Raw genomic sequence first — 9,596 nt, forward strand, 5'->3', positions numbered from 1 at the left:
CGCTCAGGTCACCCAGGTGACCTGAGCGTCTGACACGTCCGGGAGCGTCTGACACGTGCGGCGCCGGTGTGCGCCGGATGTCGCTATTGTTCCTTCGCGTGACCCGCTCCTTCCCCTGGACCCGCCTCGGCTTCGCCCTTCTCGTCGTGGTCTCCCTCGGCCTCGGGTGGTGGGGCCTCGCGCTCGACACCAGCCACGACCCGGACCGCACCTGGTACGACGTCGTCTACCACGACCTGCAGCTCTTCGTGATGGGCGCCGACCCGGCCAGCGGCGGCGGGCCGCTCTCCTGGCAGCTCCAGGTAGCGCGCTTCCTCGCCCCGGCCACCGCGGTCTACGCGCTGTTCGAGGCCGCTCGCGCCCTGTTCACCGGGGAGATCCGCCGGTTCAGGGACCGCCGCGCTCGCGGCCACGCGATAGTCGTCGGCGAGACCGACGCCGCCGACACCGTCGCCGCTGCCCTGGCGGCCGCAGGGCACCGGGTGCTGCGCACCCCTGACGCCTCCGGCCTGCACGACGTGGGCCTCACCGGCGCGACGGTCCTGTACGCGTGCGGCGAGGACACGCACGAGGCGACGGCCAACGTGCTGACCGTCGCGGAGGCGGAGAACGCCGTCCGCGCGGCGGGCAGGGGACCCGAGCGCCTGTACGCCCACGTCAGCGACGCCGACCTCGGCGTAGCCCTCCAGGCACGGCACCTGAGCTGCGCCGAACCGGGAGTCGACTTCTTCACGCTCGACGTCATCGCCGCGCAGGCGCTCGCGGTGCGCGAGGTGCGGCGCATGGTGGACGCACCGGGCGGCCCCGCCCCGCTGACGCAGGTGCTGGTGATCGGCTCCGGCGAGTTCGCCAAGGCCCTCGTGGTCGGCCTGGCCCGCGAATGGGAGCTCGCGGGCGACGGCGTCCGGCTGGCGGTCGACCTGCTCGCGGACGACGCCGAGCAGGTCGTCGAGGCGCTCCGGGCCCGCTGGTCGCCCGTGGCCGAGAAGATCGAGCTGCGGGTCGCGCCGGCGCTCGGCACGGGCAGCCTCGGGGCGCCGGACGTGGTCTACGTCTGCCACGCCTCGGACGGCAGGTCCCTGCGGGTGGCCCTCACCGCGACGAAGCTGTGGCACGGCGGACCCGGGTCGCTCGTGCTCCTGCTCGACGGCCTGGCGGGCCTGACGGGCGCGTTCGGCACCGAGGCCTCGCGCGTGCTCGACAACCTGGACGGGCGCCTGCGGACCGTGACCATGCGCGACCTGCTCGCCGACGTCGAGCGGGAGGAGGCCCGCGCCCACGCCGACATGTACGAGCGGATCGCGCGGGCCGTGCACCACGTGTACCTGCGCAACCAGCGCGAGCGCGGCGTCCGCTGGGGCGAGGTCCCCGCGATGGTGCGCTGGGAGGACCTCTCCGAGGACCTGCGGGCCTCCAACCGGGGCTGGGTCGTCGGGCTGCCCGCGCGGCTGTCGCGGATGGGCGCGACCATCGCGCCGCGCGACGGAGCGCCGGAGGTGGTGTTCGAGGGCGCCGAGCTGGACAAGCTCGCCGAGGCGGAGCACGAGCTGTGGGAGTCGGTGCGGGTGGCCCAGGGCTGGCGGAGCGGTCCGGTCCGGGACGACGCCGCCAAGGTGCACCCGATGATCGGCGTGCCGTGGTCCGAGCTGCCCGAGGCGAACCGGGAGAAGGACCGCGACGTGGTGCGGCTGCTGCCCGAGATCCTCGCGGAGTTCGGGCTGGAGGTCGTGCGGTACGACGAGCGCCCGGTGGCGAACGGTCTGGGCGCGCTGGGCACGTTGGGTGAGCGCGGCCGCGCCGCGGCGGAGGGGTGACCGGCGGAGGGCGACATGGGCCCCGCGTGTTCGCCGTCCGCGTACCGCGGAGGTGCCCCATCTGGTGTGCCGGGTGTGGGACTCGAACCCACATGTCCTCTCGGACAGCGCTTTTTGAGAGCGCCGCGTCTGCCTGTTCCGCCAACCCGGCCTGCCGGGACGTGAAGGTGTCCCGGCGGACATCGAACCACACCCCTGGTCCAGGCCCCAAGCCCGGGTACGCGGGACGTAGGATGTACCCCGTGACCGACGAGAACACCGAGAAGCTTTCCCTGGATCTGCCCCCGATGATCGACGCCGAGCCGGAGGCCGCTCCTGCCAACCCCTCGCGCCGCGCCGTGGTGGCGGAGGACGAGGCGCTCATCCGTATGGACGTCGTGGAGACCCTGCGCGAGGCCGGGTTCGACGTCGTGGGCGAGGCCGGCGACGGCGAGACCGCCGTGAACCTGGCGATCGAGCTCAAGCCCGACGTCGTGGTGATGGACGTGAAGATGCCCGAGCTGGACGGCATCTCGGCGGCCGAGCGCATCGGCAAGGCCCACGCGGCTCCTGTGGTGTTGCTCACGGCGTTCTCGCAGACCGAGCTCGTCGAGCGCGCACGCGACGCCGGTGCCATGGCGTACGTGGTCAAGCCCTTCACCCCGGCCGACCTGCTGCCCGCCGTCGAGATCGCGATCTCGCGCTACTCGCAGATCGGTGCACTGGAGGCAGAGGTCGCTGACCTCACCGAACGCTTCGAGACCCGCAAGCGCGTCGACCGTGCCAAGGGCCTCCTGATGACCAAGATGGGCCTGTCGGAGCCCGAGTCGTTCCGCTGGATCCAGAAGACGTCGATGGACCGCCGCCTCACCATGCGCGAGGTCGCCGACGCCGTCATCGAGCAGGTCGGCGCCTGACGCGAACCACGCTCTAGAGCGGGTGAAATCGCGGTTCGCGTGTTCTCTGCCGGCCGGGTGAGGACTAGTCTCTCCGCTCAGCCGGGCCCCCGGCCCGGAAGCCCAGATCCCGGAAGGAGACAAGCGTGCTCGTCATCCGCCCTGCCCGCGAGGACGACCTGCCGGCCGTCGCCGCACTGGCCGCCGAGGCGCGCGACGACTCGCCGACCGGGGCCCAGCTCGGAGCCCAGGACACCGGCCGGCTGCTGGAGCATCTCAGCGTGCTGCTCGCCGCCGGGGGACACGTGCTCGTCGCGGAGCAGAACGGCCAGGTCGCCGGTGTCGTCCTCGGCCGGGTCGTCGCGGCGTACCTCTTCGCCCCGCGCGCGAGCCTGTACCTCGACATGGTGTTCGTCGCGCCGCGGGCGCGTCGCCACGGCGTCGGGCACGCCCTGCTCCGCGCGGCCACGGATCTCGCGGCCGAGCACGAGTGCGAGGACATCTACTCCGCGCCGGTGCCGGGCAACCGCGGCGTACAGCGTTTCCTAGCGCGCCTCGGGTTCGCCCCGGCGGCAGGCCACCGCGTCGCGTCGGTCGCGGCACTCCAGCGCCGCTTCGCCACCGACGTCGCAGCACGGGACAGCGCGCACGCCGGCCGCCGGTTCGCCCGCGTAGGCCTCGAGGACCTCATCGCCCGCCGGCGCCGCGCCCGCTCCGTCCTCGAGTCCGGGCCCATCGACATGCGCCCGGTGGGCGGCGGCGCGCCGTCCCGCCGGCCCGCGAAGGCCGGCTGAAACTGGTTTCAGCGCGGCTCTGTCCTTGCCGGCTAGAGCCTGCGGTTCCGCTTCGGGCGCGTGCCTCGTTCCTCGGCCCCCACCCTGCGCTGCACCTCCGGCTCTAGCCGAGGATCATGCAGGTGAGGCGTGCCGTGCACACCCGCTTGCCCGCGTCGTCGGTGATGGCTATCTCGTACGACGCCGTCGTGCGGCCCAGGTGGACGGCAGTCGCCGTACCCGTGACGTAGCCCTCCCGGGCCCCCCGGTGGTGCGTGGCGCTGACCTCGATACCCACCGTCTGCTTGCCCGGCCCCGCGTGGGCCTGCGCCGCGAGCGAGCCGAGCGTCTCGGCGAGGACCACCGAGGCGCCACCGTGCAGCAGCCCGGCCGGCTGGGTGTTGCCCTTGACCGGGATCCGCCCGACCGCGCGGTCCGGCGCGAGCTCCAGCAGCTCCATCTCCATCCGCTCGAAGAGCGTGCCCGTGGTGTCCGCTCCGGCGTACATGGCCTTCCAGTCGATCGCGGGCTCGTCGATCGTGGGCTCGGAAGGCGCAGCGGAAGCGCTCGTGTCAGTCATGCGGGCTATGTTGTCAGGCGTGACCTCCACCGTGCCAAGCCGTACTCCGGACAAGCCCTCCTCGGGCCGCCCCCGTCTCCTGCTGATCGACGGCCACTCGATGGCCTATCGGGCGTTCTACGCGCTGCCCGACACCCTCGCGACCAGCTCAGGACAGATCACCAACGCCGTCTACGGCTTCACGTCGATGCTGACGAACCTGTTGCGCGACGAGCAGCCCACGCACATGGCCGTGGCGTTCGACGCGGGCCGCGTCACCTTCCGCACCGAGCGGTTCCCCGCGTACAAGGGCACCCGTGACGCCACGCCGGACGCGTTCAAGGGACAGGTCCCGCTCATCAAGGAGGTGCTCGACGCGCTGCGTGTCTCCTCGATCGAGCTCGCAGGCATCGAGGCCGACGACATCCTCGCCACCCTCGCGACGCAGGCCAGTGCCGCAGGTATGGAGGTGCTGATCTGTTCGGGCGACCGCGACACGCTGCAGCTCGTGAACGGTGACGTGACCGTCCTGTACCCCAAGAAGGGCGTGTCCGAGCTGGCCCGCATGGACCCGGCGGCGGTCGAGGCCAAGTACGGCCTGCCCCCTGAGCGTTACCCGGACCTCGCGGCGCTCGTCGGCGAGACCAGCGACAACCTGCCGGGCGTACCCGGCGTCGGGCCGAAGACGGCCGCCAAGTGGATCACGGCGTACGGCGGCCTCGCCGCCCTGCTCGACGCCGCCGAGGAGGTCAAGGGCAAGGCCGGCGAGAGCCTGCGCGCGAACCTGGACCAGGTCCGGGTCAACCGGGAGCTGAACGCCCTCCTGACCGACGTCGAGCTGCCGCTCGGCGTGGCCGACCTGGCCCTGGAGGGCTTCGACCGGGAGGCGGTGCATCTCGTCTCCGACACCCTGCAGTTCGGCCAGCTGCGCGACCGGCTCCTCGCCGTCGACCCGGCGGGCTCCGCCGCGGAGGAGGCCCCGGTGGCCGGCGGGGTCGAGCTCGACCTGGCCGACGTCGCCCCGGGCGCCCTCGGTGCCTGGCTCGCCGCCCGCTCGGAGCGCGTGGGCGTCGACGTGGCCGGTACGACCGTGGCCGGCGGCGGAGACGCCTGGGCCGTGGCGGTGGCGGAGCCGGACGGCGAGGCCGCCTACCTCGACCTGACGCAGCTCGGACCCGACGGCGAGAAGGCGCTCGCGTCCTGGCTGGCCGACCCCGCGGCGCCCAAGACCCTGCACGGGGCGAAGGCTGCCGCGCACATGCTCGCCGCGCGCAACCTGGACCTGGCGGGCGTCGCCTTCGACACCGAGCTCGCCGCCTACCTGTGCTACCCGGACCAGCGCGGCTACGACCTGGGCGACCTCGCGGTGCGGCACCTCGGCAGGGAGCTCAAGGTCGCACAGGCGGACGGGGCCCAGGGCGCGCTCGACCTCTCGCTCGAAGGCGAGTCCGAGGGGCAGGCGGAGGCGGTGCGGGCCCACGGCGTGGCCGAGCTGGCGGCCGCCCTCGCGGGCGAGCTCGCCGACCGCGGCGCCACCCACCTGCTCGACGACGTCGAGCTGCCGCTGTCCGGCGTGCTGGCGCGGATGGAGCGCATCGGCATCGCCGCGGACACGGAGTACCTGACCGGTCTGGAGAAGCAGTTCGCGCAGGGGGTCGCCGACGCTGCCGCCGAGGCGTATGCCGTGATCGGCCGCGAGGTGAACCTCGGCAGCCCGAAGCAGCTCCAGGAGGTGCTGTTCGACCAGCTCGGCATGCCCAAGACCAAGAAGATCAAGACCGGGTACACGACCGACGCGGCGAGCCTGCAGGACCTGTTCGTCAAGACCGAGCACCCGTTCCTGGCCCACCTGCTCGCGCACCGCGACGTGTCGCGTCTGCGCACCACCGTCGAAGGGCTGCTCAGGTCGGTGGCCACCGACGGGCGCATCCACACCACGTTCCAGCAGACCATCGCCGCGACGGGCCGGCTCAGCTCGACCGACCCGAACCTGCAGAACATCCCGATCCGCACGGAGGCGGGCCGGCAGATCCGGCGGGCGTTCCAGGTCGGCGAGGGTTACGAGTCGCTGCTGACCGCCGACTACAGCCAGATCGAGATGCGGATCATGGCGCACCTGTCCGGCGACGAGGGCCTGATCGAGGCGTTCAACTCGGGGGAGGACCTGCACCGGTACGTGGGCTCGCGCGTTTTCGAGGTGGAGCCCGCCGGCGTGACCGCGGAGATGCGCTCCAAGATCAAGGCGATGTCGTACGGCCTGGCCTACGGCCTGAGCGCGTTCGGCCTGTCGCAGCAGCTCAACATCGCCACGGGCGAGGCGCAGACGCTCATGGACGACTACTTCGAGCGGTTCGGCGGCGTGCGCGACTACCTGTCCGGGGTGGTCGAGGAGGCGCGCGCCACGGGCTACACCGCCACGATCCTCGGCCGGCGCCGCTACCTGCCGGACCTCACGAGCGACAACCGGCAGCGCCGGCAGATGGCCGAGCGGATGGCGCTCAACGCTCCGATCCAGGGCAGCGCCGCCGACATCATCAAGCTCGCGATGCTCCGCGTGCAGAAGGCGCTCGACGAGCGTGGGCTCTCGTCCCGCCTGCTGCTCCAGGTGCACGACGAGCTCGTGGTCGAGGTCTTCCCGGGCGAGCGGGAGGCCGCCGAGGAGGTGCTGCGCAGCGAGATGGGCGCGGCCTACGAGCTCACCGTCCCGCTCGACGTCTCGGTGGGCACGGGCGCCACCTGGCACGAGGCAGGCCACTGACCCTCCGTTGAGTGCTGGCTATTTGTGAGATCTGGAGGCACCCACTCACAAATAGCCCGCACTCAGCGAGCGGGTCAGGGCTTGTGCGTGACGAAGACCGCCGTACCCGGGAGGTAGCGGCCGCGCTCCGGGCCCCAGCCGCCCCAGACCTGGTCGTTCCACTCCGGCCACTCCGGCTCGACCAGGTCCGTCAGACGTAGGCCCGCAGCGACGACGTCGCGCACGTGATCGCCCACGGTGCGGTGGTACTCCGCGTACAGGACCCGGCCGGCGGCGTCGGCCTCGACGTACGGGCGGCGGTCGAAGTACGACCGCGACGCCGTCAGGCCGCGCAGGGTCGGGTCGTCGGGGAACGCCCACCGCAGCGGATGCGTCACCGAGAACACCCAGCGGCCGCCCGGCCGCAGCACGCGGGCGGCCTCCCGGTGCACGGCGCCGGCGTCGGGCACGAAGGGCAGCGCGCCGAAGGACGTGAAGACGATGTCGAACGAGCCGTCCGCGAAGGGCAGCGCCCGCGCGTCTGCCTGGACCCGCGGCACGACGATGCCCGTCGCGGCGTCGAGGCGTTCCGCGCCGGCCAGCATGCCCGCCGAGTAGTCGGAGGCCACGGCCCGGGCCCCGCGGGAGGCCAGCCAGCGCGAGCAGTGCGCCGCGCCGGCCCCCACCTCCAGCACATCGCGCCCGTCGACGTCGCCCAGCAGGCCGGCGTCCGCCTCGGTCAGGCCCTCGGGTCCCCAGCGGAACCCGGCGTCGCCGAGAAAGTCGCGGTGCTCGTCGAGGTAGTCGTCGGCATTGGCGTCCCACCACGCCCGGGCGGCGCCGGCGTCGTCCGGCAGGTCGCGGTAGCCGAAGGACACGGGCTGGTCGTCAGTCACGAGGCAATCATCGCCCCTGTCTGCTTCCTATGGTTTCGTACGGCTGTGTCTATGAGTCGCGGGCGAATACCACAGCAGCGGCCATAACAAAAGGGTCACGATTGGATTCCGGTCAGGGAAGCGAAATACGCAGGCAACGAGAAGGCTCCTAAGGTCGGGCGCAAACGTCTGCGTGTCGTCGTGTCCCGAACCCGGGCTCGCCGATGCGCTCGAGGAAGGAGAGTGCCATGCGTCGACGCGCTACGCGCCTTGCGGGCGGCGTCACCCTGGTGACTGCGCTCGCAGTGGCTCTGAGTGGATGTGTCGCCAGCGAGCGGGACCCCGAGGGCAGCGGCGAGGGCGGCGGCAAGGACACCTTCGTGTTCGCCGCGTCCGCGGACCCCGGATCGCTCGACCCCGCGTTCGCCAGTGACGGCGAGTCGTTCCGGGTCGCACGCCAGATCTTCGAGGGCCTCGTCGGAGTCGAGCCCGGCACCGCCGACCCCGCCCCTCTGCTCGCCGAGAGCTGGGACATCAGCGAGGACGGCCTGGAGTACACCTTCCACCTCAAGGAGGGCGTCAAGTTCCACGACGACACGGACTTCGACGCCGAGGCCGTGTGCTTCAACTTCGACCGGTGGGCGAACTGGACCGGCCTGGCCGCGTCCGAGTCGCTGTCGTACTACTACACGCACGTGTTCGGTGGTCAGGGCGAGAACGGCAAGTACGACTCGTGCGAGGCGCCGGACGCCGCGACCGCGGTCGTGAAGCTGAAGAGCCCGCTGCCCGAGCTGGTCCCGGCGCTCTCGCTGCCGTCGTTCTCCATGCAGTCGCCCACGGCGCTCGAGGAGTTCAAGGCGGACGAGGTCGGCGGCGCCGAGGACGCCCCGGAGCTCTCCGAGTACGCCACGGCACACCCGGTCGGCACCGGCCCGTACACGTTCGGCGAGTGGAAGGCCGGCGAGTCGGTCACGCTCAAGGCGTTCGACGGGTACTGGGGCGAGATCAAGGACGTCAAGAACATCGTCTTCACGGTGATCGCCGAGGGCACCGCGCGCCGCCAGGCGCTCGAGGCCGGTGACATCGACGGCTACGACCTGGTCGCGCCTGCCGACGTCGACGCCCTCGCGGAGTCGGGCTACCAGATCCTGAACCGCGAGCCGTTCAACATCCTGTACCTGGGCATGAACCAGAAGCAGAAGCCGCTGGACGACATCCGCGTCCGTCAGGCGATCGCCCACGCGATCGACAAGGAGGCGCTGGTCGCGGCCGCGCTGCCGGAGGGCACCGAGGTCGCCACGCAGTTCGTGCCCTCGATCGTCTCGGGCTTCAGCGAGGACGTCGCGTCCTACGAGTTCGACCAGGACAAGGCCAAGGAGCTCCTGGCGGAGGCCGGGCAGGAGAACCTCGAGCTCGAGTTCAACTACCCGACCGACGTCTCGCGTCCGTACATGCCGGACGCCGCGGCGATCTACGAGGCCATCTCGGCGGACCTCGAGGAGGTCGGCATCACGGTCAAGGCGACGCCGGAGCCGTGGGCCCCGACCTACCTCGACACCATCCAGGGCAGCGAGAACCACGGGCTGCACCTGCTCGGCTGGACGGGTGACTACAACGACACCTACAACTTCATCGGCACGTTTTTCGGCGCGGAGTCGTCCGAGTGGGGCTTCAACGACCCCGACCTCTTCAAGAGCCTGAGCGACGCGCGGTACGCCGACGTCGACCAGCAGGAGGCCCAGTACAAGGCCGCGAACGAGGCCGTGATGGAGTTCCTGCCGGGCGTGCCGCTCGCCAGCCCGGTGCCGTCGCTGGCCTTCACCGAGCAGGTGCAGGGCTACCCGGTCTCGCCGGTGCAGGACGAGGTCTACAACGTCATCACGTTCTCGGAGTAAGGGAACCCGGTGACACACCTAGGGCGCATCGCGCCTTAGGGTGAAGTGCTCAGGTCGGGGCGCGGCAC

The 9,596-nt window shown here is 71.7% G+C and carries 7 protein-coding genes and 1 tRNA gene; 5 read left to right on the forward strand and 3 right to left on the reverse strand.

Annotated elements, in window-relative coordinates; translation table 11 throughout:
- Window positions 1–98: 98 nt before the first annotated feature.
- Window positions 99–1,814 carry a RyR domain-containing protein gene (locus ACFWE2_RS22550; RefSeq protein ID WP_377226444.1) on the forward strand — a complete coding sequence of 572 codons (1,716 nt, stop codon included), beginning with the start codon at window positions 99–101 and terminating at the stop codon, window positions 1,812–1,814.
- 67 nt (window positions 1,815–1,881) lie between these two features.
- Here ACFWE2_RS22550 and ACFWE2_RS22555 read toward each other — a convergent pair.
- Window positions 1,882–1,965: transfer RNA gene (locus tag ACFWE2_RS22555), tRNA-Leu, on the reverse strand.
- 136 nt (window positions 1,966–2,101) lie between these two features.
- Between ACFWE2_RS22555 and ACFWE2_RS22560 the strand changes: the two genes are divergently transcribed.
- Both ACFWE2_RS22560 and ACFWE2_RS22565 read left to right on the forward strand, forming a co-directional pair.
- Window positions 2,102–2,710: an ANTAR domain-containing response regulator gene (locus ACFWE2_RS22560; RefSeq protein WP_233257301.1), complete on the forward strand. Its 609-nt coding sequence runs from the start codon at window positions 2,102–2,104 to the stop codon at window positions 2,708–2,710.
- 125 nt (window positions 2,711–2,835) lie between these two features.
- The gene (locus ACFWE2_RS22565; protein WP_377226445.1) at window positions 2,836–3,483 is read left to right on the forward strand and encodes a GNAT family N-acetyltransferase; all 648 of its coding nucleotides are present in this window, start codon (window positions 2,836–2,838) and stop codon (window positions 3,481–3,483) included.
- Between the two features lie 103 nt (window positions 3,484–3,586).
- Here the strand turns inward: ACFWE2_RS22565 and ACFWE2_RS22570 are convergent, their stop codons facing one another.
- A complete protein-coding gene (locus tag ACFWE2_RS22570; protein WP_116677808.1) occupies window positions 3,587–3,970 on the reverse strand; it encodes a hotdog fold thioesterase in 384 nt (127 codons plus the stop codon).
- Between the two features lie 70 nt (window positions 3,971–4,040).
- Here ACFWE2_RS22570 and polA point away from each other — a divergent pair, with 70 nt between their 5' ends.
- Complete coding sequence (gene polA, locus ACFWE2_RS22575; RefSeq protein ID WP_377226446.1) at window positions 4,041–6,779, forward strand: DNA polymerase I; 2,739 nt, start codon at window positions 4,041–4,043, stop codon at window positions 6,777–6,779.
- A 74-nt stretch (window positions 6,780–6,853) separates the two neighbouring features.
- Here the strand turns inward: polA and ACFWE2_RS22580 are convergent, their stop codons facing one another.
- Window positions 6,854–7,654, reverse strand: a complete 801-nt coding sequence (locus tag ACFWE2_RS22580; RefSeq protein ID WP_377226447.1) for a class I SAM-dependent methyltransferase — start codon at window positions 7,652–7,654, stop codon at window positions 6,854–6,856.
- 227 nt (window positions 7,655–7,881) lie between these two features.
- Between ACFWE2_RS22580 and ACFWE2_RS22585 the strand changes: the two genes are divergently transcribed.
- Window positions 7,882–9,528, forward strand: coding sequence for an ABC transporter substrate-binding protein (locus ACFWE2_RS22585; protein ID WP_377226448.1), 1,647 nt, complete (start codon window positions 7,882–7,884; stop codon window positions 9,526–9,528).
- The last annotated feature ends 68 nt before the right edge of the window (window positions 9,529–9,596 follow it).

It is taken from the genome of Promicromonospora sp. NPDC060271 (assembly GCF_042726755.1).
Lineage (GTDB): Bacteria > Actinomycetota > Actinomycetes > Actinomycetales > Cellulomonadaceae > Promicromonospora.